The organism is Yersinia alsatica (assembly GCF_902170305.1).
GTDB lineage: Bacteria > Pseudomonadota > Gammaproteobacteria > Enterobacterales > Enterobacteriaceae > Yersinia > Yersinia alsatica.
In genome coordinates, this window is the sequence record NZ_CABHWW010000011.1 from 353,359 (window position 1) to 378,756 (window position 25,398).

A 25,398-nucleotide genomic window follows, 5' to 3' on the forward strand; every position below is an offset into this window, starting at 1 on the left:
TCGATATTATAAGTGTACTGGCACCAGAATCTCAGTTGCCACAATCACCACAATCAACCCAACCAGAACAGGTACGGAGGTCCGTTTCACCACTTCGAAAGGTGATATTTTTGCCATACCGGCAACCGCAACCACAACACCTGAAACCGGGGATAAAGTGCGCCCTAAATTCGACGCCTGTAGCATAGGGATAACCAGATAAGCTGGATTTATTCCCATTTGTGCGGCAAGTTTCGGAATCAACTCCACAAACGCATAAAATGGTGCATTACCTGAGCCGGTGGTCATTGCTGCCAGCATAGTAATCACCACCAGAACCAGCATCATAATAATGCCGCCGGTACCGAAAGATTGCGCCAATCCAATTAGACCGCTGATAAAACCTACAGTACTTAATCCCTGCGCAAATACACCCGCAGCGACCAATAACATCACCACGGTCGCAAATGCATCGGCCATACCACGATAAGCAACCTCAAGGCCGCTAAATACAGATTTGGCACTAAAGCTACGTAAGAATTCAATCACCGCGGCAATCAGCATGCAGATAACCAATACTGTGATGATGTGTAGCTCTGGCCCCCATTTACCATCAAATATCAACACGCCGATAATAGGGGTAAATGGCAAGATGGCATAAAAGCCGGGCGCATTGGTGGTGATGTCATTTATATCCATCATCTCATGCTTTTCCTGGCTCTTATTGTCTAGGTAGCGCTGCCAGAAAAAGTGAGCAATAGCCATGCAGACGATAGCGGCAATAGAGATAGGTAATGTCGTTTTAAATGCAAAATCAACCAATGGCATTTCAGAGGCTTGCGCCGCTAGCACGACGTCACCAGACGTCGGCGCCAGAATAATCGCCGCAGGTGAGGCACAAATTGCAGCAGCAGCCCCACGGCTGATACCGACATTAACCATCACTGGGAACAATGTGGCCATCAGTAACACACCTAACCCAGTGGCAGATGACACTGCCAAAGACATCAGGCAGGCAATGATGTAAGCCGCAACCATCAATAAATATGGGGAGTTAATCATCTGTAATGGTTTAGATGCTAACTTAACCACCACATCATTTGCGCCGATATGAGTCATATAAGCGGCAAAACCGCATAACATCATGATCATCATGCCGAGATCGCCACCACGGCTCATCAGCAGAATTTTGACATACTCGACAATATCCGTCGCACGCCAACCGGTTGAGGTGGCGCTGGCCGGTAATACGCTTTTGCCCATCAAGGCGCTGATAATTAGCAGCAGCAGGCCACCCACCATCAATACACCAGTGGCAGAATAGCCTTTAATAATATAGCGACCTACACCTACAGCCACTACAATCCCAATCAAAAGATCTAACATATACCCTCTCTCACCGAATATCCCCTTCGTCCATGAAGCCACAGAGGATTAGCTCGTTAGCTATCTGCAACACCATGTTCTTGGGCATTATCATTTGTTGCTGGATGTTGTATTAAGATTTTTCTTGTAAATATGCAGAAATAGCTCTGCACTCTGCCCAAAGTCAGCCGGCGAGTTTATGACATCTATCAATGATTCGCAGAGATTTTAGAAACAAATATTAGTTTGTGAGCAGGAGAGAGGATTTTATGTTTAAAAAGGCGAGATTGATGATCAATGCAACAACAGAAAGATAACAAAGAAAGGTCATTATCCTCCGATAAGCCGCTCGACTTATCGGAGGGGAATATACTCGTTAAAGCTTATCAATAAGCTTTCTAAGATCCTTCTGCGCGCGGTTCCCTTGATTACGCTCAGTCCAGTCGCTCAGTGCTTTCTTAGCGCGCTGCTGCAATTCATTACGCAGAAGCTGCTCAACATTCAGTTGATAACTCAGTTGCGTCCACGGCCCATAAATGCGCAATGGGATATCCGTGTTCTGCAAGAACTTGACCAAGTTATCTTGCCCACTCCAGCCTTGCATCACTCGCACGGATAAGTTCATATCACATTGCTGCTGCGGCAAGTTAAGTTCCCCGTGGCCTTTGATGGCAATCAATGCAGAATCGGCGCTGAGGCTACTTACATCGACTTTCCCTTTATTCAGAGCCAGCTTCGCTTGCAGCTGTTTAACCTCAGTATAGCGCTCATAGCGGTCCTGACCTTTGACATCACTGGAACTGCGGGTCACCGCCTGCTGGATAAGTTGCTGAATATTCAGCCCCTGCAACTGCGCGCCATTCATACTGAACTGTGCATCGCCTTTCCAGCGGTGGTTGAATGCCTCAACATCTAAGCCATCACCAGACAGCTGCGCTTTCATGGAGAATTTACCCGTCATCATCTGCGGTAAACCTGCAGCCAATAACACTGGCCCCAACTCCATATTATTTATTACCGGGCCAACTGTGGCTAACACCTTCTTGCCAGTTACATTCAGCGATCCCGGCAGGGAGAAATCACCACCTAAGGCTTTGCCCGTTAAGTGACTGATTTGTACATCACCGCGTTGGTTTGATGCTTGCAGATTCAATTGGCTGACATTGATGGCGCGATAAACCAAATTATTCGCAGTGAGTTTAATTTGCGCCGTAAAATCACGCAGTGCCTGTAAATCCTGCCCAACATCATCATCAGTCTGAATTGCAATAACGGGGGCAGTCACGGCCGGTTGTTTAACCGTGTCTTTACTACCCGCCGTGCTTTTAGGCTCCCACCCAAAGATAGTATCCAAGTTAAGATTATCGGCAGCCAGATTGATGACATAATCAGGTACGTCACCGAGAGTTGCTTTGGCACTCCCCGTTAACTGGTTGTTATTCGCCGAGAAACTCAGCTGATTCAACAATAATTGCTGAATATCACTTTGATAGCTGGCTTGTAGTGTCCCCTCCCCGCTCACCCCACCGACAGGAATATCTGCCCCTTCTACTTTATAAGTAAATTGGCTGATATTGGCGCTGAATTGCTGTGGGTAACGCCCCATATCGGCATCGGCAACCATCGAGAAAGTGACATCCCGCTGATTTCGATTAACACGACTGGAGAGCGAGATATGAACTTGCCGCTGCGAGTCTTGTTGCAGTTCAAGATTAATATCGCGGACATTCACTTGATCATTGTCTGTCCGTTGCCAAATCAGCAAGCTGTCGGCAACCTGGACTTTATTGATATCGAGCTTCCAGGCTCGATGCTCATCAACCGGCGCATTTCCACTTGGTGCAACCGGTGCCCCTGGCTGCTGTTGAGCTTCACTGTCTGGGGTTAAGCGGATAACCGCCCCTTTCAGCATCACCTGCTTAATATCAAGTTGATGTGACAGCAACGGCCAGAGTTTGACATCAAGGCGCATATTTTCAGCACTGACCATCGGGGCAGTAGCACCGGGAGCAGTTAACGCCGTCCGACCAGCAATAATGCTAAGTTGCGGCCAGACATGCCAACGTAAATCGCCTTCAAGTTGCAGTTGATAACCACTTTTCCTCTCGACTTGTTTGACCATGTACGCACGAAAGTCATTAGGATTTACTAGCAATACCAATGCGCTCATACCTGCAACTAATACAACGAGCAGGATAATTAACGTCGTTAGTAATCGTCTCATGACATCCTCTTGTCTAAACAAGCGATAAAGCCCAAACGGGCTAAAATCTCAGCGAGAAAAATGGCTAGTCTTTATCTATACGACTGGCTACAGCACCTTGTTGACCACGATATTTTGCATCCTGACGGCTATTGTAAGGGCGGGCCGCCGGTCCAGAGAGTGGCTCAAAACTCAGCGCACCAATTAACATCCCTGGGCGCAGAGCCAATGGCAACTTACCTGAATTATAGAACTCCAGCACAATCCTGCCTTGCCAACCGGGATCTATTCGGTGTGCGGTCACATGCACCATCAATCCAAGGCGAGCCAGAGAGGAGCGGCCATCAAGCCAGCCGACCAGATCATCAGGAATAGTGACTGACTCTAACGTGACGGCCAGCGCCAGTTCACCGGGATGCAGGAAGAACGCTTCCCCTTCGGGCAGATTGATTTCATCGCTCATAACCCGTTCCAAGGCTTCACTGACTTCATCTTTCGGGCCGCTTAAATCAATAAATGCCGCAGTGTGGCCGCGGAACACGCGAAATTGGTTGCCTAAGCGAACATCGACTGTGGCACCATTGATACGTTCTACCGGCGGACGAGGGTCGATACCCAATTTGCCGCTGTCCAGCCAAGCTTCTATGTCACGATCGCACAGTCTCATCGCTTAAATCTCCATTAAAATTCGCATGTTACAGCTTATATACTATGAAAGCTGCCATATTAAGAAGCAAAGGTCCAGACGAACATTACTCAAAGAACTGGCTGATTTTCGCTTTTAGAATATCGATCGCAATTCGGTTCTTGCCACCCCGTGGAACAATAATGTCAGCATATTGCTTAGACGGTTCGATAAATTGCAGGAACATTGGGCGCACAGTTTTCTGGTATTGAGCCATCACAGAATCCATTGAGCGACCACGTTCATTAACGTCACGCTTCATACGCCGCATTAAGCAGATATCCAATGGGGTATCAACGAAGATCGAGAAGTTCATCTCCTGACGCAGGCGAATATCGGTCAACAGCAAGATCCCTTCCAGAATAATGACTTTCTTCGGTTCTAAATGGACGGTTTCTTTTTTACGGGTGTGCTCAGTGTAACTGTAAAGTGGCAGTTCAATAGACTTGCCGGCTTTTAGCGATTGCAGGTGTTCCAACAATAAGTTGTGGTCCATGGCGCTAGGGTGGTCATAGTTGGTTTTGACCCGCTCTTCCATCGACAGATGACTTTGGTCTTTGTAATAGCCATCCTCTGGGATGACGCCGATATGTTGGTCACCAACCTGTTCGCGCAATTCACGATACAACGTACTGGCGATAAGACTTTTTCCGGAAGCTGAGGCACCCGCTATCCCGATAATGACGCACTGGTGTGCTTTGTCAGTCATAAAATTAAAGACCTGATTACTAAGTGTGAGGGGAGACGAAGCACGCAAGCTGCTTCGAGCGCGGCAATTATAAGGAGTTAACCGGTCTGATGCCAGTGCTATACCCTGTATACTTGAAGTTGCAGCGGTGTTGGCTGCTCTCGAACACCGTCGTAACTCCAATTACTTGGTGTAATAACTTGCATAGCTGAAGTTGCAACAGTTATTAGCTGCAACTTCAACCCTTTGAGGTATCTACAAAGTGTGGTGGCTAAACCGCGCGGAATGAAATCTCGGTTGGAATAGCTTCGCCCTGCCAGTACATTTCAGCTGCAACATTAGACGCCAACTGGCGGTATATATCCGCAAACTCGCTATCTGGGTGGCTGATAACCGTAGGCTCGCCGCGGTCGAGATCTTCACGTAACGAAATATGCAGTGGGATTTGGCCCAGTAACTTGCAATGATATTTCTGCGCCAGCTTCTCTGCCCCACCGGTGCCAAAAATAGGCTCCAGATGGCCGCAATTGCTGCAAATATGCATACTCATATTTTCAACGATACCCAACACCGGCACATGCACTTTCTCAAACATCACAATGCCCTTCATGGCATCGATCAGGGCAATATCCTGTGGTGTGGTTACCACTAGCGCGCCAGTTACCGGAATGTTCTGCGACAATGTCAGCTGAATATCACCCGTACCCGGTGGCATATCGATCACCAGATAGTCCAAGTCTGGCCATAGGGTATCTTGCAACATCTGCATCAACGCCTTGCTGGCCATTGGGCCACGCCACACCATGGCATTCTCGTCGGTAACCAAATAGCCAATCGAGTTAGTCGCAATTCCGTGGGCCATAATCGGTGCCATGTGCTTGCCATCAGGGGACGTTGGCCGCTGATTCATGGTGCCCAGCATGTTTGGAATGGAAGGACCATAGATATCGGCATCCAGAATACCGACTTTTGCCCCTTCTTCGGCCAGAGCCAGCGCCAGGTTAACGGCAGTGCTGGATTTCCCCACCCCGCCTTTACCGGAACTGACCGCCAGAATATTGCGCACACCTTTCACGCCAGGCTGGTCATTGGCACGTTTTAGCGTCGTAATATTATGAGAAAGCTTCCAGTCAATGGCTTTGGCACCGGTCACTGCCAGCAATTCTGCACTGACTGACTCTTTTAATATGTCAAAACCGAACTGCCAGGCAAAAGGCATCACCAGCTCGATATGCAGCACATTGTCCAGCAAGGCACAGTGATGAATAGCACGCAGGGTGTTGAGATCCTTTTGCAAGGTTGGGTGAGTAAAGGTAGCAAGAACCTTTGAAACTTTTGATTGCAGCAGGTCAGCGGTGGTCTGCTCGGGGGATTTTGGGCTCATCCCGGCTCCTTAAATTTATCGTTATTAACCTCTAATAGTGTACCAGAACTCATCAGTACCTGTGTGCGTCGAATAGTGAGAAAACCGAGGCGACTCGCATAACCTTGTAGTCTGGTGTTAATGACATTCATCGTGTTAATAACCAAATGTGCTGAAAATCAGCCAAAATGGACCGGTTATGACTTAAGGCAGCCTGTGGGTTGCCTTACCCTAGCGACAAACCCGCTTATCGGTTAACATCAAAGACCCTTTAATCGACATAAAGAAAGCAATTTCCCACTATGGCTCAAGTCGCGAAAAAAATATTGGTGACGTGCGCGCTACCATACGCTAACGGTTCTATTCATCTCGGTCATATGCTCGAGCACATCCAGGCAGATATCTGGGTCCGTTTCCAGCGAATGCGCGGCAACCAGGTTCATTTTATCTGTGCAGATGATGCCCACGGCACCCCAATCATGCTGAAAGCTCAGCAACTGGGTATCGAACCGGAGCAGATGATTGCCGAAATGAGCCAGGAGCACCAACAGGATTTCGCCGGTTTCGCTATCAGCTATGATAACTATCACTCAACCCACAGTGATGAAAACCGTGAACTGTCGAGCCTGATATATAGCCGCCTAAAAGCTAACGGCTATATCAAAAATCGCACCATTTCTCAGCTCTATGATCCTGAGAAAGGTATGTTCCTGCCCGACCGTTTTGTGAAAGGCACCTGTCCGAAGTGCAAATCACCCGATCAGTATGGCGATAACTGTGAAGTTTGTGGCGCAACCTATAGCCCAACTGAGCTTATCGATCCAAAATCTGCGGTTTCCGGCGCTACACCGGTAATGCGGGAGTCTGAGCACTTCTTCTTCGACCTGCCTGCTTTCAGCGATATGCTGCAAGCCTGGACACGTTCCGGTGCACTGCAAGAACAAGTTGCCAACAAAATGCAGGAATGGTTTGAATCGGGTCTGCAACAGTGGGATATCACCCGTGATGCTCCTTACTTCGGTTTTGAAGTCCCTGATGCACCGGGTAAATATTTCTATGTGTGGCTGGATGCCCCTATCGGCTATATGGGCGCATTTAAAAACCTGTGTGACAAACGTGGCGATTTGGATTTTGATGAATTCTGGCGTGAAGGCTCAACAACTGACCTTTACCACTTCATTGGTAAAGACATTGTTTACTTCCATAGCCTGTTCTGGCCAGCTATGTTGGAAGGCAGTAATTTCCGTAAGCCAACCAACCTGTTTGTTCATGGCTATGTCACGGTAAACGGCGCGAAAATGTCGAAATCCCGCGGCACATTTATTAAAGCGGGCACTTACCTGAAACATCTGGATGCCGATTGCTTGCGTTATTACTATGCCGCCAAGCTCTCTTCACGCATTGATGATATTGACCTGAATCTGGAAGATTTCGTCCAGCGAGTTAACGCCGATATCGTTAACAAAGTGGTGAATCTGGCCTCCCGTAATGCAGGTTTTATCAATAAGCGCTTTGCTGGCAAGTTAGCTGACCAACTTGCTGACCCAGCCCTGTATAAAACCTTTACCGATGCCGCAATCAGTATTGCTGATGCTTATAACAGCCGTGAATCAAGTAAAGCGATTCGCGAAATCATGGCACTGGCTGATGTTGCCAACCGGTATGTTGATGAGCAGGCCCCTTGGGTGGTGGCAAAAGAAGAAGGCCGCGATGCCGACTTGCAAGCAATCTGCTCTATGGGTATCAACCTGTTCCGTGTTCTGATGACCTATCTCAAGCCGGTATTGCCATCCCTGACAGAACGTACTGAGGCTTTCCTCAATACTGAGTTGACATGGGATAGCATTGAACAGCCGTTGCTGGGCCATCAGATCAATGCCTTTAAAGCACTGTTTAACCGTATTGATTTGGACAAGGTGAACGAAATGGTCGCCTCTTCTAAAGAAGATATGGCTCCGGCAGTTGTGGCTACAGGTCCATTAGCCGATGATCCGATTCAAGAAACCATCAGTTTTGATGACTTTGCCAAAGTGGATATGCGCATCGCGCTGATTCAACAAGCCGATTTTGTCGAAGGTTCAGATAAGTTATTGAAACTGAAGCTGGATCTCGGTGGTGAAACCCGTCAAGTCTTCTCTGGTATCCGTTCAGCTTACCCTGACCCGAAAGTACTGGAAGGGCGTCTAACGGTGATGGTGGCGAATCTGGCCCCACGTAAAATGCGCTTTGGTATTTCAGAAGGCATGGTGATGGCAGCAGGTCCTGGCGGTAGCGATATCTTCCTGCTCAGCCCGGATAATGGTGCTCAACCCGGTATGCAAGTGAAGTAAATTCACTCAGTTAAATGCTGGTCAAGGATAACTTGACCAGCATTTTCATTATATCTAACAGTTTATCTCAGCTATATTCTTACTCTTTGGGAACTTGAGGTTGCCGCTCACGTTGCCAAGCTTCCAACCAAAAAAGCATATTAATAAATAGACTTAGTGAGAAAATCAAAAATAAAATATTATCCAATAAAGAAATTTTAACCAGGGCATTAATAATAATATTCTTATGATGTTTTACTTCCACAAAGCCAGATGAAAAAAACCAAAATACGCCAACCGCCCCCAAAACATTTAATGTCACAACAGGCCAGTGCCATTTAGCCAGCAAAAAGAAAATCCACGACAATACCATCAGTGAAATAATGGCATCGTCCAACTCAATTAGCAGGAAAAAACTTATATATAACAAACTAAAACAAAGCAGAGTTAACCCAAATGGATACTCATCGGGCAAGACCGATGCTAACTGTTTTCTCCGCTCACACACTGGCGGCTTGATGTCATAGATATTAATAAATACCAGGTAAAGTAAAAATACAATAGATAAGAGCCACGGGAGTAGACCGGGCAAAAAGTAATGTCCAAGAGGAAGAAGGTGAAAAACCAGTAAATAAGGGCTTAGTCTTTGGCTGGCTAAACGATACGAGCAAGGCAATAATAAGACCAATGAAAGTACCGGAAAAAAAGAGCGTAGCGACAGTGATATAATGTCATCAATTAAATCGGGAAACAGTATCGTGACGAAGAGAACAATCACCATTAACGTTAATAAATAGCGAATAAATAGAAAAAGAAACTCACTGCGAGACATATAGCGACAAAAAGCGCTATCGCTAACAGCAGTATTGATAATATACCTCGAATTCAGCTGTGCCTGATTGGCAGCGTCCATTCTGAATTTACATAGGTTGCTAATTTTACCCATGGTGATTTTAATCCTTTAAATATTTAAAAACGTAAAAAGTTCACATCGGTTATGGCTATTAGCCTTTATTATTATCCCTCAGTGCTATTTAGAATATCAGCACTCGGTTAGTAACGAAATAAAATAATAATTAGACTATTGTCATAGTCACTATAAGGTTATATTTAGCCTCACATTAACCATGTAAAATAAAAGGTTATTAGTTTCTATTGGCTTCCATTGTAATAACAGACGACTTGCCTCCCTACCTTTTGCTGCTTATTTACTCTATCCAAACTAAAAGATATAACGCGATCCAAAAATTCATAACAAAGTTAATTCCTTATCAAAATAGTTATGGTTATGATGCTGTGCAGAGACAGATAGACGTCTAGACACAAAGACAGCTATAACAATGACAACAACACACCACATTGCATACCTTATCGACACCATGACGGAGTTCCGGATGAAAAAAATCGCTTCCCCTTTACTGGCCCTGAGCCTGCTGACGGCACTGCCGGTATTCGCGGCAAACACCGCCACTGTTGCTCCAATCCCAGACGCTATCGCTAAGCATCAAGGGCAGATTAAAATTGCGGTGATCCGTAATTTGGGTTCCGATGACAACACCACACAGTTCCTGTCGGGTGTATTGAAAGAAGGTAAAAAACTGGGTTTCAAAATCGATACTTTCCTAAGTAACGGTGATGACGCGCGCTTCCAAGACTTCGTCAATCAGGCCATTAGCCAGAAATATGACGGCATTATTCTTTCTCAGGGCCGTGACCCTTACTCGACTGAGTTAGTTAAACGTATTGCCGCCAGTGGCATTGCGGTGTCTGTATTTGACACCGCCATTCAAGGCGACATTCCCGGCCTGACGGTTACCCAGCAGGACGATGCTTCTCTGACCAATGAATCTTTTGGTCAATTAATCAAAGATTTCAATGGCAATGCCAATATTATCAAACTCTGGGTGGCCGGTTTCCCACCGATGGAACGTCGTCAGGCTGCTTATCAGGCACTGCTGAAACAGAATCCTGGCATTCATGAACTTGAATCTATCGGTGCCGTATCTTCAGATGTTCAAGGTGATACCGCCAACAAAGTGGGCGCAGTATTGGCGAAGTATCCGAAAGGGAAAGTCGACGCTATCTGGGGTACTTGGGATGCCTTTACTCAAGGTGCCTATAAAGCCTTACAAGAAAATGGCCGCACTGAAATCAAACTGTACAGCATTGATATTTCAAATCAGGATTTGCAATTGATGCGTGAAGCCAATAGCCCGTGGAAAGTCAGTGTTGCGGTTGATCCTAAGCTGATTGGGGCCGTTAACTTGCGCCTAATTGCCAAGAAAATTGCCGGTGAAGAGACGCCAGCCAGTTATGAGTTCCGTGCAGCATCAATTCCACAAGCCTTGCTCGCCAGTCAACCTGGCCCTGTCAACGTGGCCGGTTTAAGTAAAATCATTCCGGGCTGGGGCCAGTCAGATGATTTCAACTCACCTTGGTTTGCCACTCTGGCGGCCAAAAACGGCCAGTAATAGCCAATAGGGTCAATTGATTTGGAGTGAAATAGATGGCTACGCAAGGATACTTGCCGATACCGGAATACAGCCGCAATATGCGGCTGATTGGTCATAGTGATCAAGGCGGAAAACCCGATGGGGTGCAGGTTATGGTGCACCGCGGCTATGCCTATGTCGGCCATATGGTGTCGCAAGGTGTATCAATTATTGATGTGCGAGATGCAAAAAAACCTCGTCCCGCTGGTTTTATTGCCGCCCCCGCCAATACCTGGAATGTGCATTTGCAGGCCCATGATGACCTGCTTTTGGTGATTAATGCCCGAGATCTGTTCGCTGATGCCAGTTTTGCTGAAGAAAAAGTGTATTACACTCGTTCGGTGGCGCAGACCGTCAGTACCCGTCAGGAAGGTCGCAGTTGGAGTGCCGGGCTGCGTATTTTTGATATTTCGACACCCGATAAACCACGCGAGATAAGTTTCCTGCCGCTTGATGGCATTGGTATTCATCGCATCTGGTATGTCGGTGGACGCTGGGCTTATGTTTCCGCATTGTTAGATGGCTACAGTGATTATATCTTTCTGACCATTGACCTGGCTGACCCGCAAAAGCCGCAGGTGGCTGGCCGCTATGCTTTGCCCGGTATGCATACCGCCGCCGGAGAACACGCAAGCTGGCCTGAAGGTAAACGCTATGCATTGCATCACGCCATTATCAGTGGCGACACCGCTTATGGCAGTTGGCGTGATGGCGGCTTGACCCTGTTGGACGTCAGTGACCGCCATGAGCCAAAACTGATTAGCCATCGCAACTGGAGCCCCCCTTTTGGTGGCGGTACTCACACCGCCCTGCCGCTACCCGACCGCGACTTATTAGTGGTGCTGGATGAGGCGGTATTAGATAATCAGGAAGATGGTGAGAAACACATTTGGCTGTTCGATATTCGCGAGCCAACTAATCCGGTAAGCATCTCGACCTTCCCTGTGCCGGATGAGCAAGATTATGTGAAAAAAGGCGCTCATTTTGGCCCGCATAATCTGCATGAAAATCGGCCCGGCAGCTTTATTAGCTCATCATTAATTTTTGCCACCTATCAAAATGCCGGCGTGCGTGCTTATGATATCAGCAACCCTTATCAACCCAAGGAAACCGGTGCGTTAGTCCCCGCCGCACCCGAAAAAATGATGGATAAACGGCCCGGACGCCCGCAAGTTATTCAGTCATGTGATGTGTTTGTTGATGCACAAGGGATTATCTACAGCACCGATTATAATGGTGGTCTCTCAATCATCGAGTATTTAGGTTAATTATCTATTAAAAGCAGGTCGATTTAGGTCGATCTGCTATTTGCGAAAAATTTTTCCTCCTACCCCCTCTCTTTCTCATCGTAATAGTCTACTGTAATTGGCTGAGCCGCTTTGTCGTCATGCTGTGCTAGTCATTTTTTTGATTGAAAAACAAGCATGTATGCCCAAATAATCAAAATAAGAAAATACCATGAAAGGTTTTCCATCGCGTGTTACCAACCTGCTGATTGCATCGCTAGTCTTGACCATAGGGCGAGCCGTCACCCTGCCCTTTATCACCATCTATCTGGCAGAGCATTTCCAGCTAGCGCCAGATAAGGTTGGACTGGTATTGGGGGCGAGTTTGACTCTGGGTATTTTCACCAGCCTTTATGGCGGCTATCTGGTTGATAAATTTAATAGAAAGCAGCTGATTCTGCTGGCGGTCGCGCTATTTTCAGTCACCTTCTTTACCCTGCCATGGATTGAGCATCCGGCGTGGATCATCCTGATTCTGGCCCTGCTGCACTCGGCATACTCGGTCTACAGTATTGCGATCAAAGCTTGTTTTGCCGACTGGTTGCCAGTCAATGAGCGAATCAGAGCCTTTTCAGCCAACTACACCTTGGTCAATGTCGGTTGGGCGATCGGCCCGGCGTTGGGGGTGTTGGTGGTCGGCATTGGCCCGCAAGCACCGTTTATTATTTCCGGCCTACTGGCACTGTCGGTTGTCATCATTCTGAAATTCAGGATAGACAGCACTGATATGTCAGTCGCAGAACGTTCACCTACGGAATCCGTACCTGATTTCCGCCAAACATTCCGCATTCTGCGTCATGATAAGCGACTGATTTATTTCACTCTCGGCAGCATGCTCAGCGCCATTGTCTTTGGCCAGTTTTCTGGCTATTTATCCCAATATCTGATTACCGTTTCCGATGCTAAATTTGCCTATCAGGTGATTGGCGCAGTGATGACCGTGAATGCGGTTATTGTGATTACTCTGCAATACTTATTAAGCCGCCGTATGAATCAGCAAAACTTAATGCGTTGGCTGGTACTGGGTACCTTATTCTTCATTATTGGCTTGTTCGGGTTTATGGCGGCTCAGGACTCAATTCCATTGTGGATGCTGGCAATGGCAATATTCTCATTGGGCGAAATTATTGTTATCCCGGTCGAATACATGTTTATCGATTTTATTGCTCCGGCGAATCTCAAAGGCAGTTACTATGGGGTACAAAACCTCGGCCAGCTAGGGGGTGCCGCCAACCCGGTGCTCTGTGGTTTCTTACTCGCGTATGCAGCACCACAAATGATGTTCTATATGCTGATTGTCGCCGCTCTGCTGGGGCTGATATTTTTCTATCGCGGTTACCAACTGGCTAAAGAACAAGAAAGTGCCGCCAAATGTCGTCGCTCTGATCTGGCTTAGGGTCACTAGAGCTAGTCGTGATTGGCATATTTCCATTAATATTATTCATAATGTGATTGCTAGCACATAACCATAGTTAATTGTATGATGAATGCATTCCGTCACTCAGGATCTTTTTTATGCGCAACGTGACTTCACTTTGCTGGCAGTACCTGCGGGCTTTCGCCATTATCTATCTGTGCTTATGGGCCGGTAAGGCTGTTGCCCTGCTGCTGCCTATCACTATTCCGGGTAGCATCATTGGCATGCTGATTCTGTTTGCCTTACTCGCCTCGCAGATCTTGCCGTCAACATGGGTAAAACCCGGCTGCCATATGCTAATCCGCTACATGGCACTGCTATTTGTTCCTATCGGTGTCGGTGTAATGCAATATTACGATCAACTGACAAAGCAATTCGGCCCGATTGTCGTCTCCTGCTTTGTCAGTACCTTGATTGTGATGCTGGTGGTGGCCTACAGCTCACATTATGTCCATCGTGAGCGCAAAGTAATTGGTTCTCCCACCCATACCGAGGAGGACAAATGATAAGCAACTTATGGTGGTCGCTACCGCTGACCCTAATCGTGTTTTTCAGTGCACGCCGTCTGGCGCGCTGGCTGAAAATGCCGCTGCTTAACCCATTATTGATATCTATGGTTGTTATCATCCCATTGCTGCTGGTCACGCATATGCCCTATGCCAACTATTTTGCTGGCAGCAAAATACTCAATGACCTGCTGCAACCTGCGGTGGTGGCATTAGCGTTCCCGCTGTATGAGCAGATACACCAAATTCGCGCCCGCTGGAAATCAATCATAAGCATCTGTTTTATTGGCAGTGTTACCGCCATGGTTACCGGTACCGCAGTGGCCTTATGGATGGGGGCAACCCCAGAAATTGCCGCCTCGGTATTACCTAAATCGGTGACCACACCCATAGCTATGGCGGTTGCCGAATCTATTCATGGTTTGCCAGCCATCAGTGCAGTATGTGTTATTTTTGTCGGTATTCTGGGGGCGGTATTTGGTCACAGCTTGTTGAATATATTAAAAATTACCACTAAGGCCTCCAGAGGTTTGGCGATGGGTACTGCTTCACACGCCCTCGGCACGGCCCGCTGTGCCGAACTGGATTTTCAGGAAGGCGCATTCAGCTCATTGGCGCTGGTCATTTGCGGGATTATTACCTCACTGCTGGCCCCCTTCCTGTTCCCAGTACTGCTACATTTATTTGGCTAAGAGCAGCAATATTGCGGCATAAATTTGAGATACATCTCTCATTTGAGATTTTACTTGCATGAATTTCATATACAACGAGATCTACATCACACCAAGAAAGCAGTAAGCTGCCTAGAATAGTATCCCGTTACTATTGGAGAGAACCCTATGCAAGCACGTTTTCAAGCCCCTTGGGCTAAGCTGCCCACCTCACTGCAAACCGCACTTGAACCGATTTTGAGCGCAAACGATTTCGCTGCCATGCTGACAGCAGAGCAGGTGAAAACAGTGAAAAGCATCAGTGGGTTAGATGACGATGCGCTGGCATTTGCGTTGTTGCCATTGGCCGCAGCTTGCGCATTAACACCGGTGTCCCATTTTATGGTTGGGGCCATTGCCCGGGGTATCAGCGGTAATCTCTATTTCGGTGCCAATATGGAATTTGGTGGCGTACCGCTGCAACAGACCATCCATGCCGAACAATGTGCTGTAACGCACGCCTGGCTGCGTGGCGAGGCCAGTTTGGTCTCTATTACCGTCAATTACACGCCATGCGGTCACTGCCGTCAGTTTATGAATGAACTGAACAGCGGAACTGACCTGCACATTCATCTGCCGGGCCGTCCAGCTTCGACACTGGGGCAATATCTGCCGGACTCTTTCGGCCCAAAAGATTTAGCTATCACCACCTTGCTGATGGATCCAGTGGATCACGGCTATAAAGTGGCCCAGACCGATGCCCTGACTCAAGCCGCACTGGATGGCGCAAATCATAGCCATGCCCCTTACAGCCTTTCACACAGCGGTGTGGCGCTAGAAACGGCTGACGGCTCGGTGTATACCGGTCGCTATGCCGAGAATGCGGCATTTAATCCCAGCCTTCCACCGCTGCAAGCGGCATTGATTCTGACCAACCTTTCCGGCAAAGATTGTGGTGCTATCCGCCGTGCAGTGCTGGTTGAAGGCAGTAAAGCTATGCTGACGCAGTGGGATGCAACCCAGTCAACGCTGGTGGCGCTGGGCTGCACAGATGTAAAACGAGTGACATTTTAATTAAATCGTAGCCAAACCGGGGTGACATGATTAGCCCCGGTTATCACCCTGCCTTGCACTGTCGTTGATTTGTCCGCGCAACCAGCTATGACCACTTTTATCCTCATTGCGTCCATGCCATACCTGTACAAAGGAGAAGGAAGGTACAGTAAAAGGCAATATCAGTTGCTGCAATGCCTTGGTATCACATTGTCGTGCGACCACTCGGCTGGCGATAGTCAGCAGTAAATCAGTGCCCACCACCGCCTGTGGTGCTAGTAGAAAATGCGGTATAATCGCCGCGATCCGCCGCTGTAATCCCCGTTCCGCCAGCACCGTCTCTACTTCTCCGCTGCTCTCCCCCTGCACCGATACCAATAGATGAGGCTGAGCCAGATAATCATCCAAAGTGATGTTTTTTTTCCGAACTAGTGGGTGAGTTTTATCTGCGACACACACAAAATTCTCCTCGAATAGCAGTGAAGAGCGCAGCGGCTGTGGCAATGTCGGGAATACACCCAACGCCAGATCCAGCTCTCCGGCCATAACTTGCGCTAGCATCTGTTCACGGCTGGCCTGCACCAGCACAATATCAATCCCCGGCGCACTCTGACGTAGGCGTGCTAACAATCCCGGCAGCAACATAGCGGCGCCATAGTCGGACATAGCAATGCGAAAACGTTGGCGAGCTAGCGCCGGATCGAAGTGAGCTGGCCCGACGATACCGCGCACTCGGCTTAGCACCTCCTGCACCGGTTCAATCAATGCCAGCGCGCGGCTGGTCAGTTGAAAACCACCGTCACCTCGAACCAGTAGCTCATCATCCAGCAAATAACGTAGCCGATTCAGGGCGTGACTCACTGCAGGCTGGCTCATATGCAGTTGCTGCGCGGCACGCGAGACATGCCGTTCTGTCAGTAATACCTCAAGGACGACCAGCAAGTTGAGGTCGATCGCGCGCAGACTATTCATTTGGCGAATACCTATTAGATTAAATATCGATTTCTAATTATCGGGTGAATAGTGAATCATCCCAGCACTGAAGTGAATCTTTGTTCGTCACTTTGCTAAAAATGCCGTTAGCTAACAATGGGAGAAAGCCATGAACTCACCAACCCCCCACACCGCACCAACCGATATTGGCCTGAGCCACATCGCCTTAGTCGTTAAGGATATTGATGCCAGTCTGGACTTTTATCATCGCTATGCCGGAATGACGTTGGTACACCGGCGTGCTGGCGGTAAGCCTGGGATGGAGGTGGCGTGGATAACCGATCACTGCCGCCCTTTTGCCATCGTGCTGGTGAGTTCAGTAGAATTACAGGATACGCCACTCGGCCCATTCGGCCATCTTGGGGTCGCCTGCCGCAGCCGAGAGCACGTTGATGCGCTGGTCGCGCTAGCGACTGCGGAGGGCCGGTTACGCTCGGCTCCGGTAGATTCAGGGGAACCCGTGGGTTATTGGGCCTATTTTGCCGATCCCGATGGCAACACTTTGGAAGTCTCATATGGTCAGCGAATTGAGTTGACCGTCAATCAGTCCGCATCCGGCAATTAAGCAGTCAAATCTGCAAGTTAACTCGCATTTTTACTGGTAACCGACATATTTAACTAACAAAAGCTGTACATATTTTTCTTATCTTTTAGGATCGGGGCAACGACTTGATAACGTTTAAGAGTGAAACTCATGGAACTTGAATACGAAAGTAAGCGCCCTCTATATATCCCCTACGCTGGCCCCATCCTATTAGAATTCCCGCTATTGAACAAAGGCAGCGCCTTCACCAATGATGAGCGCAGCCATTTCAATTTACACGGTTTATTACCGGAAGCGGTTGAAACTATTGAAGAACAGGCTGAGCGTGCTTACCGCCAGTATCAAGATTTCAAAAACGACGATGATAAGCACATTTATCTGCGTAACATTCAAGATACCAACGAGACGCTGTTTTATCGCCTGCTGGATGCCCATCTCAGTGAGATGATGCCCATTATTTACACCCCGACCGTGGGTGAAGCCTGCGAGCACTTCTCTGATATCTATCGCCGGGCGCGCGGGTTATTTATCTCTTATCCAAACCGCGAACACATTGATGACATGCTGCAAAATGCTACCAAGCAGAATGTGAAAGTTATCGTTGTGACTGACGGTGAGCGCATTCTGGGCCTTGGCGATCAGGGCATCGGCGGCATGGGGATCCCTATTGGTAAACTGTCTCTGTATACCGCGTGCGGTGGTATCAGCCCAGCTTATACTTTGCCGGTCGTATTAGATGTTGGTACCAACAACCCGCAGCGACTGAATGACCCGCTGTATATGGGGTGGCGCCATCCGCGCATTTCAGGCGACGAATACTATGCTTTTGTCGATGAATTCATTCAGGCGGTAAAACGCCGTTGGCCGAATGTGTTGTTGCAGTTTGAAGACTTTGCTCAGAATAATGCCACCCCGCTGCTGAACCGCTATCGTGATGAGCTGTGCTGTTTTAATGATGATATTCAGGGAACGGCAGCCGTCACTCTCGGTAGTCTGATTGCGGCCAGCCATGCCGCGGGTAGCCAGTTGCGCGACCAAACAGTGACCTTCCTTGGTGCCGGATCGGCGGGCTGCGGGATTGCCGAGCAAATCATCGCGCAGATGATTTCGGAAGGTTTAACTGAAGAGCAAGCGCGAGCACGCGTCTTTATGGTCGACCGCTTCGGCCTGCTAACTGACAAACTGCCTAATCTATTGGATTTCCAGAGTAAACTGGTGCAAAAAAGTGATGCATTGAAAAGCTGGAATCTGACAAGTGATGCCATCTCTCTGCTGGATGTGGTGCGTAATGCCAAGCCTACCGTCCTCATTGGTGTTTCTGGTCAGCCGGGCCTGTTTACCGAAGAACTGATTCGTGAAATGCATAAACACTGCGCGCGCCCTATTGTCATGCCATTGTCTAACCCGACATCTCGCGTTGAAGCGCGGCCAGAAGATATTATTAATTGGACTGAAGGCGCTGCTCTGGTCGCCACCGGCAGCCCATTCTCACCTGTTAGTTATAAAGATAAGCTCTACCCAATAGCTCAATGCAATAACTCGTATATCTTCCCGGGTATTGGTTTGGGTGTGTTGGCATCAGGAGCCAAACGCGTTACTGACGGCATGTTGATGGCGGCCAGCCGTGCATTAGCAGAATGTTCACCGCTGGCACGGAATGGCGAAGGCGCACTGTTGCCGAATATCGACGATATTCAAGCTGTATCAAAGAGTATCGCGATGCAGGTAGGTAAAGCCGCCCAGTTGCAAGGTGTAGCTATAGTGACGTCTGAAGAGGCCTTAGCCAAAGCCATCGAACATAACTATTGGCAACCACAATACCGCAGCTACAAACGCACTTCGTTCTAAATATTATCCGGCCTATGCATAAGTATGGGCCGGTTAATCTATCAGTAAGTGATTCGGGTAAGTGAGTGCAGCTAACACCGCTGTAGCGTCGAGGGCCAGGAGGGTCACCCACAGTCATTGGCGTTACAGCAAGGCAGCCAGCGAACTTATCCCGACGAACTTACATCAGTAAGTGATTCGGGTAAGTGAGTGCAGCTAACACCGCTGTAGCGTCGAGGGCCAGAAAGGTCACCCAAAATCATTGGCGTTACAGCAAGGCAGCCAGCGAACTTATCCCGATGAGCTTACATCAGTAAGTGATTCGGGTAAGTGAGCGCAGCTAACACCGCTGTAGCGTCAAGGACGAAGGGTAGAATGGCTTGCGCAGCAACGACAGGTACAGTAGCCTTGCAAATATCACAGTGAATTGAATGCATCGAAGGCCAGAGAATGTGGAAACGCCTGATTATTAGCTTAATTATCATCGCAGGGTTGCTGATGGTGACTGCTATTGCGCTCGATCGCTGGATTAGCTGGAAAACTGCTCCTTTTATCTATGATGAGCTACAAGACTTGCCCCATCGGCAAGTTGGTGTGGTTCTGGGTACCGCCAAATATTATCGCACTGGTGGTATTAATCAGTTTTATCAATACCGAATTCAGGGCGCGATAAACGCCTATAACAGTGGCAAAGTCAGTTACTTACTGCTCAGTGGCGATAATGCCCTGCAAAGCTATAATGAGCCGATGACCATGCGGCGTGACTTGATCGCCGCGGGGGTTGCACCTTCTGATATCGTGCTGGATTACGCCGGTTTCCGTACCCTTGACTCCATTGTTCGCACCCGAAAAGTCTTTGATACTAATGATTTTATTATCATTACTCAGCGTTTTCATTGTGAGCGGGCGCTATTTATTGCCTTGCATATGGGGATTCAAGCGCAGTGTTTTGCCGTACCATCACCGAAAGATATGCTTAATGTCCGGGTACGCGAGATTTTTGCCCGCCTCGGCGCCCTCTCTGACCTCTATATTTTGAAACGTGAACCCCGCTTCCTTGGGCCATTAATCCCTATTCCCGCGGTCCACGTCATCCCCGATGATGCACAAGGCTATCCGGCTGTTTCACCAGAACAGCTGGTCGAACTGGAACACCGGCTAGCGGATGAGAAAAAGAAAAGCCCGTAGTTTTGGCCTTGGTGTTAGGTACAATCGGGAATATAACCAATGAAAACTACAGTTTGAGCAACCCGCCCTCCTACTCGGTTGAGCCACAGTATTCGTATTGAGAGCGAGTCAAATATCAAGCGAAACAAGGATCTCAACAACTTTTCCCTATTGCGCCAAAAAACGCCTCACATCACTTTCAACCTCGCCCATCTCCTGCAATAACTGTAATGTTTCCAGTGCCTCATCTTCATCTAACCGACTCATGGCAAATCCCACATGCACCAAAACCCAATGACCGATCAAGGCCAAACGGCTCGGTTCATCTGCCGCCACCAGCATAATATTGACTGAACGCCGCACGCCACAGACATCTACCCACGCGGTGCCCGCCTGAGTTTCATCCAGTGCCACAATTTGCCCGGGAATGCCTATGCACATAGTCTGGCTCCTGCCGCATCTGGGCATAATGTTAATAAACTCATTCCACCTCCAGCCGTTTAATCACCACGCCATCATCATTTGCCCCCATGCGCAAATGGCTCCCGGCACACAGCGGGCAGCGCGTCACTTTACTGCTCAGCAAGTTCACATTCTGCTGGCAGTCATGGCACCACACCTGTGACTGCTGTTGACTGAGATGTAAAACGCAACCTTCTGCTAGCGTGCCGCGGCACACTAATTCAAAACAGAACTCTAATGCTTGCGGCTCGACACAAGAAAATGCCCCGGTTTCTAGCCAAACCCCGGTAATTCTCTGCGCGCCATGTAATCGGGCTTGCTGTTCCATCATGGTAATCGCGTGTTGGCACAAGGTAATCTCATGCATGACTGTGTTTCCTGTGTGGATATCTCGCGTAAAAACAATGCAAAGATGGTGCCAGCAATAGGGCGCTTTTTACTTGTGAGAAAACCAATCTAACCAAATGATAAATAACACTATTAATTCAAAATCATCCTCAGCTAACTTAATCACTGAAAAACTACTGTCGAAGTGTCACCAGAATCCTGGGATTTCGTCACTAATGTCGACACTGAGCCACGGCAATCACACTGTTTTTACTGCCATTTAAATCTCTCCGCCTTATCCACTTGCCCCCTAATGCACAGCCGACGGGCCTTCACCACTCTTTCGCCTTGGTAGCTGCGGTACTGGCACAGAATATGCTTTAGAGCTGGGAAATGATTTCTATCTGCCTGACTGTCACCAGATTTTTGTCCCGGAGGGTATGGCTATGAACCGCTTTGTGATTGCGGAGCCGAGGCTTTGTATTGGATGCAATACCTGCATGGCTGCTTGCAGCCAAGTGCATAAAGCCAAAGGTTTACAAGAGCATCCCAGATTGAGCGTTATGCGTAACAGCAGAGTGACGGCCCCCATTCTTTGCCGCCACTGCGAAGATGCATGGTGTGCACGGGTGTGCCCAGTCAATGCAATCACCCTGACCAATAACGCGGTCGAATTGGATGAAACCACCTGCATCGGTTGCAAACTCTGTGGTCTTGCTTGCCCGTTTGGCGCAATTACCCCTGCGGGTAGCAAGCCATTAGCGGTGCCGGATGCCTTCCCTGAATATATCCCGATGACTGAACTGTCCGATGTTCCCTTCAGTCCGGCCAATATGAATCCGTTCCTTGCCTGGAATGCGGGAGTGCGCAGTGTCGCGGTGAAGTGTGATTTATGCAGTTTCCAGCCACAGGGGCCGGAGTGTGTGCGGGTCTGTCCGACTAATGCCTTGATGCTGGTTGATGAGCACAGCATTGAACAAGCCAATCAAGCTAAACGTCTGGCCGCCGCCAGCGGATTTGCCAACGAGCTGCCCTTTATAGTCGCGGACACTTCGTCCTCCCTCTCTCACGAGGAGCAGAAAAGATGATGAATTCCCTTGAGCTATTGTGGCTCTCCTTACTGCTCTATTTGGCTGGCGCGCTGCTCTCCCTGCTACTGGCACGGCGCGAAACTCTGGCAATCTATGCCGCGGGCCTGTCTTCGCTGCTGGGTGGGGTTGTTGGCCTATTCGCTGCCGCACCGACACTGCTCGGGGGCGACACGATAACTTTTGTCACTGCCGGGCCATTTCCCTTCGCCGCATTCAGTTTACGGCTTGACCCATTAGCGGCATTTATGCTGATGGTTATCTCACTCTTGGTCATCATTACTGCCCTGTATTCACTGGCTTATGTGCAGGAATACAAAGGTCGCGGGGCTTGGGCAATGGGTGTCTTTATGAACCTATTCATCGCCTCAATGGTGGCACTGGTGGTGGTGGATAACGCGTTCTACTTTATTATTTTCTTCGAAATGATGTCGCTGGCCTCTTACTTCCTGGTGATTTCCGATCAGGACGACGATGCCATCAGTGCTGGCCTGCTTTACTTCCTGATTGCCCACGCCGGTTCCGTGCTGATTATGATTGCTTTCTTCCTGCTGTATCGCCAAAGCGGCAGTCTGGAGTTTGCTGCTTTCCGCCAGACTCATCCACAGCCGGTCATGGCCTCGGTTATCTTTTTGCTGGCCTTCTTTGGCTTCGGGGCCAAAGCCGGGATGTTACCGCTTCACGGCTGGCTGCCGCGCGCGCACCCTGCGGCCCCGTCTCATGCTTCAGCCTTGATGTCCGGCGTCATGGTCAAAATTGGTATTTTCGGCATTATCAAAGTGGGCATTGATTTGCTTGGAGCCAGCCAATTGTGGTGGGGCGTGGTGGTGTTGGGCTTTGGCGCGGTGTCGTCGGTGCTGGGCGTGCTATATGCGCTGGCAGAGCACGATATCAAACGGCTATTGGCTTATCACACCGTGGAGAATATCGGTATTATCCTGATGGGCGTCGGTGTCGGCATGATAGGCATTGCCAGCCACCAGCCGGTATTAGCGGCCCTTGGGTTGCTTGGCGCGCTCTACCATCTGCTTAACCATGCGGTATTTAAAGGGCTGCTGTTCTTAGGGGCCGGGGCCGTCATTTACCGTCTGCATACTAAAGACATGGAAAAGATGGGCGGGTTGACCAGAATGATGCCCTATACCGCACTGGCATTTCTGGTGGGGTGCATGGCAATTTCAGCACTGCCGCCGTTCAATGGTTTTGTCAGTGAATGGTTTACCTATCAATCACTGTTTACCATGACCAAAGATGGCGGCTTTATTATTCGTCTGGCCGGGCCCATTGCTATCGTGATACTGGCTATCACCGGTGCGTTGGCGGCTATGTGCTTTGTGAAGGTTTACGGCATCAGTTTCTGCGGCCTGCCGCGCACAGAGAAAGCCGCGCTGGCGCGGGAAGTTCCTTGGCCAATGACCCTTGCCATGCTGTTGCTGGCATTGCTTTGTCTGGTGCTGGGGATAGGTGCGACTCATGTTGCTCCAGTTATTGCCCGTATCGCCTCCAGCCTGATAACCACTCAGCCGGTGCCCGCCTTGCAGGTGGCGCAAGGGGCCGTCTTGTTCCCGCAGCACAGCTCTCAGGCCATGCTGTCCACCCTCTATATCTTCTGCGGCTTACTCATCTTGCCACTGGTGATTTTACTGATCGCCAGCCTCTATCGAGGCAGCCGGCTGGCATTTCGCCATGGTGGTGATCCCTGGGCTTGCGGTTATGCCTATGAGCAGGCCATGACCGTGTCAGCGGGGGGCTTTACACAACCACTGCGGGCGATGTTTGCCCCGCTCTATCGCATCCGTAAAACACTGGATCCCGCCCCGATGATGCAACGCGCACTGGAAAGTTCGGTGAGTGGTGCAGGCCGGGTGGAACCGGTGTGGGACGACAAAGTGGTGGCCCCGCTTATCCGCCTGATCCAATGGCTCAGCCAGCGTATTCAATGGCTGCAACAAGGTGATTTCCGCCTCTACTGTCTGTATGTGGTTGCCGCCTTGGTGATCCTGCTGATTGTCGCGGCTATTTAAGGAGACAAGCAATGCCAACTACTGATATGCCTGCGGTCTCTATGATTGCCTTCGCCATCGGGCAGGCGCTGATCATGCTGGCGCTAGCACCGCTGATGTCGGGGATTTCGCGCATGGTGAAAGCCAGAATGCACTCCCGCCGTGGGCCGGGCATTCTGCAAGAGTATCGTGACTTAGCCAAACTGCTAAAGCGGCAAGATGTGGCCCCCGCCAATGCCGGGATTATCTTCCGCCTGATGCCCTATGTGTTGCTGGGCAGCATGTTGTTGATTGCTATGGCGCTGCCAATTTTCACACTGGCATCGCCCTTTGGCGTGGCGGGTGACTTGATTACCCTACTCTATCTGTTTGCGCTGTTTCGCTTCTTCTTCTCACTGGCGGGTCTGGATAGCGGCAGTATTTTCGCCGGGATTGGCGCCAGCCGCGAGTTGACACTGGGCGTGTTGGTCGAGCCCATATTAATTCTGTCACTGCTGGTGGTTGGACTGATTGCTGGTTCCACCAATATCGGCACCATCAGTACCGCACTGTCCCAAGGACATTGGCAGTCACCGACGGCTACCGCTTTGGCGCTACTGGCTTGTGGTTTCGCGGTCTTTATCGAAATGGGCAAAATCCCATTCGATGTCGCCGAGGCGGAGCAAGAGCTGCAAGAAGGGCCACTGACTGAATATTCCGGTGCTTCATTGGGGCTGGTCAAATGGGGCATCAGCCTCAAGCAAGTGGTGGTGGCGCAACTGTTCCTTGGCGTGTTTATTCCCTTCGGCAAACTGGCGGTGCTTAGTGGGCCGGGCCTGCTCTGGGCGCTATTGGCCGGCGTTATCAAATTGGTGGTGATATATGTCCTCGCCTCCTTGGTGGAAAACAGCATCGCCCGCGGGCGTTTCCTGTTGACCTCTCGTGTTACCTGGCTGGGGTTTGGCGTCGCCGCCCTTGCTCTGGTTTTCTATCTCACTGGTCTTTAAGGAGC

General features: G+C 49.3%; 22 protein-coding genes. 13 read left to right on the plus strand and 9 right to left on the minus strand.

Annotated features, from left to right (window positions below):
- Positions 1-6: 6 nt before the first annotated feature.
- From dcuC to apbC, 5 genes are all read right to left on the minus strand, one after another.
- Complete coding sequence (dcuC, locus tag FTA96_RS08430) at positions 7-1,365, minus strand: anaerobic C4-dicarboxylate transporter DcuC (protein ID WP_050106852.1); 1,359 nt, start codon at positions 1,363-1,365, stop codon at positions 7-9.
- Positions 1,366-1,720: 355 nt separating this feature from the next.
- On the minus strand, positions 1,721-3,568 hold the full coding sequence (asmA, locus tag FTA96_RS08435; RefSeq protein WP_145573582.1) for an outer membrane assembly protein AsmA: 1,848 nt from the start codon (positions 3,566-3,568) through the stop codon (positions 1,721-1,723).
- Positions 3,569-3,632: 64 nt separating this feature from the next.
- Positions 3,633-4,214 carry a dCTP deaminase gene (gene dcd, locus FTA96_RS08440; protein ID WP_050106854.1) on the minus strand — a complete coding sequence of 194 codons (582 nt, stop codon included), beginning with the start codon at positions 4,212-4,214 and terminating at the stop codon, positions 3,633-3,635.
- 85 nt (positions 4,215-4,299) lie between these two features.
- Complete coding sequence (gene udk, locus FTA96_RS08445; protein WP_004388770.1) at positions 4,300-4,941, minus strand: uridine kinase; 642 nt, start codon at positions 4,939-4,941, stop codon at positions 4,300-4,302.
- Positions 4,942-5,191: 250 nt separating this feature from the next.
- Complete coding sequence (gene apbC, locus FTA96_RS08450) at positions 5,192-6,304, minus strand: iron-sulfur cluster carrier protein ApbC (protein ID WP_050106855.1); 1,113 nt, start codon at positions 6,302-6,304, stop codon at positions 5,192-5,194.
- Between the two features lie 281 nt (positions 6,305-6,585).
- Here apbC and metG point away from each other — a divergent pair, with 281 nt between their 5' ends.
- Positions 6,586-8,613 carry a methionine--tRNA ligase gene (gene metG / locus FTA96_RS08455; protein WP_050106856.1) on the plus strand — a complete coding sequence of 676 codons (2,028 nt, stop codon included), beginning with the start codon at positions 6,586-6,588 and terminating at the stop codon, positions 8,611-8,613.
- 79 nt (positions 8,614-8,692) lie between these two features.
- On the opposite strand, the gene FTA96_RS08460 is transcribed toward metG, so the two are convergent.
- The gene (locus FTA96_RS08460; RefSeq protein ID WP_145530633.1) at positions 8,693-9,538 is read right to left on the minus strand and encodes a hypothetical protein; all 846 of its coding nucleotides are present in this window, start codon (positions 9,536-9,538) and stop codon (positions 8,693-8,695) included.
- 448 nt (positions 9,539-9,986) lie between these two features.
- Here FTA96_RS08460 and FTA96_RS08465 point away from each other — a divergent pair, with 448 nt between their 5' ends.
- The 6 genes from FTA96_RS08465 (at position 9,987) to cdd (ending at position 16,017) form a co-directional block, all read left to right on the plus strand.
- On the plus strand, positions 9,987-11,063 hold the full coding sequence (locus FTA96_RS08465) for a sugar ABC transporter substrate-binding protein (RefSeq protein ID WP_050106857.1): 1,077 nt from the start codon (positions 9,987-9,989) through the stop codon (positions 11,061-11,063).
- A 35-nt stretch (positions 11,064-11,098) separates the two neighbouring features.
- Positions 11,099-12,352, plus strand: a complete 1,254-nt coding sequence (locus tag FTA96_RS08470) for an LVIVD repeat-containing protein (protein ID WP_145507404.1) — start codon at positions 11,099-11,101, stop codon at positions 12,350-12,352.
- 190 nt (positions 12,353-12,542) lie between these two features.
- Complete coding sequence (locus FTA96_RS08475) at positions 12,543-13,766, plus strand: MFS transporter (protein WP_050106859.1); 1,224 nt, start codon at positions 12,543-12,545, stop codon at positions 13,764-13,766.
- Positions 13,767-13,885: 119 nt separating this feature from the next.
- The gene (locus tag FTA96_RS08480) at positions 13,886-14,293 is read left to right on the plus strand and encodes a CidA/LrgA family protein (protein WP_050106860.1); all 408 of its coding nucleotides are present in this window, start codon (positions 13,886-13,888) and stop codon (positions 14,291-14,293) included.
- Positions 14,290-14,985, plus strand: coding sequence for a CidB/LrgB family autolysis modulator (locus tag FTA96_RS08485; RefSeq protein ID WP_050106861.1), 696 nt, complete (start codon positions 14,290-14,292; stop codon positions 14,983-14,985). The genes FTA96_RS08480 and FTA96_RS08485 overlap by 4 nt, the downstream gene beginning before the upstream one ends.
- 147 nt (positions 14,986-15,132) lie before the next feature.
- Positions 15,133-16,017: a cytidine deaminase gene (cdd, locus tag FTA96_RS08490; protein WP_050145121.1), complete on the plus strand. Its 885-nt coding sequence runs from the start codon at positions 15,133-15,135 to the stop codon at positions 16,015-16,017.
- Positions 16,018-16,047: 30 nt separating this feature from the next.
- Here the strand turns inward: cdd and FTA96_RS08495 are convergent, their stop codons facing one another.
- Positions 16,048-16,968 (minus strand): LysR family transcriptional regulator, encoded by a 921-nt coding sequence (locus tag FTA96_RS08495; protein WP_050145119.1) that lies wholly within the window; start codon positions 16,966-16,968, stop codon positions 16,048-16,050.
- A gap of 130 nt (positions 16,969-17,098) precedes the next feature.
- Here FTA96_RS08495 and FTA96_RS08500 point away from each other — a divergent pair, with 130 nt between their 5' ends.
- The 3 genes from FTA96_RS08500 (at position 17,099) to sanA (ending at position 20,548) form a co-directional block, all read left to right on the plus strand.
- Positions 17,099-17,554 carry a VOC family protein gene (locus tag FTA96_RS08500; protein ID WP_050145117.1) on the plus strand — a complete coding sequence of 152 codons (456 nt, stop codon included), beginning with the start codon at positions 17,099-17,101 and terminating at the stop codon, positions 17,552-17,554.
- A 129-nt stretch (positions 17,555-17,683) separates the two neighbouring features.
- The gene (locus tag FTA96_RS08505) at positions 17,684-19,381 is read left to right on the plus strand and encodes an NAD-dependent malic enzyme (RefSeq protein WP_050106865.1); all 1,698 of its coding nucleotides are present in this window, start codon (positions 17,684-17,686) and stop codon (positions 19,379-19,381) included.
- Between the two features lie 429 nt (positions 19,382-19,810).
- Positions 19,811-20,548: an outer membrane permeability protein SanA gene (gene sanA / locus FTA96_RS08510; RefSeq protein ID WP_050122308.1), complete on the plus strand. Its 738-nt coding sequence runs from the start codon at positions 19,811-19,813 to the stop codon at positions 20,546-20,548.
- A 147-nt stretch (positions 20,549-20,695) separates the two neighbouring features.
- Here the strand turns inward: sanA and FTA96_RS08515 are convergent, their stop codons facing one another.
- The gene (locus FTA96_RS08515) at positions 20,696-20,968 is read right to left on the minus strand and encodes a HypC/HybG/HupF family hydrogenase formation chaperone (RefSeq protein WP_050107521.1); all 273 of its coding nucleotides are present in this window, start codon (positions 20,966-20,968) and stop codon (positions 20,696-20,698) included.
- Between the two features lie 40 nt (positions 20,969-21,008).
- Positions 21,009-21,356: a hydrogenase maturation nickel metallochaperone HypA gene (gene hypA, locus FTA96_RS08520; protein WP_050151650.1), complete on the minus strand. Its 348-nt coding sequence runs from the start codon at positions 21,354-21,356 to the stop codon at positions 21,009-21,011.
- A 406-nt stretch (positions 21,357-21,762) separates the two neighbouring features.
- Here hypA and FTA96_RS08525 point away from each other — a divergent pair, with 406 nt between their 5' ends.
- Genes FTA96_RS08525 through FTA96_RS08535 form a run of 3 tightly spaced genes read left to right on the plus strand, consistent with a single transcriptional unit; the run spans position 21,763 to position 25,393 of the window.
- Positions 21,763-22,404: a 4Fe-4S dicluster domain-containing protein gene (locus FTA96_RS08525; RefSeq protein ID WP_050107526.1), complete on the plus strand. Its 642-nt coding sequence runs from the start codon at positions 21,763-21,765 to the stop codon at positions 22,402-22,404.
- Positions 22,401-24,428 carry a hydrogenase 4 subunit B gene (gene hyfB / locus FTA96_RS08530; RefSeq protein ID WP_145573584.1) on the plus strand — a complete coding sequence of 676 codons (2,028 nt, stop codon included), beginning with the start codon at positions 22,401-22,403 and terminating at the stop codon, positions 24,426-24,428. The genes FTA96_RS08525 and hyfB overlap by 4 nt, the downstream gene beginning before the upstream one ends.
- A gap of 11 nt (positions 24,429-24,439) precedes the next feature.
- Positions 24,440-25,393 (plus strand): respiratory chain complex I subunit 1 family protein, encoded by a 954-nt coding sequence (locus tag FTA96_RS08535; protein WP_050151649.1) that lies wholly within the window; start codon positions 24,440-24,442, stop codon positions 25,391-25,393.
- Positions 25,394-25,398 lie beyond the last annotated feature (5 nt).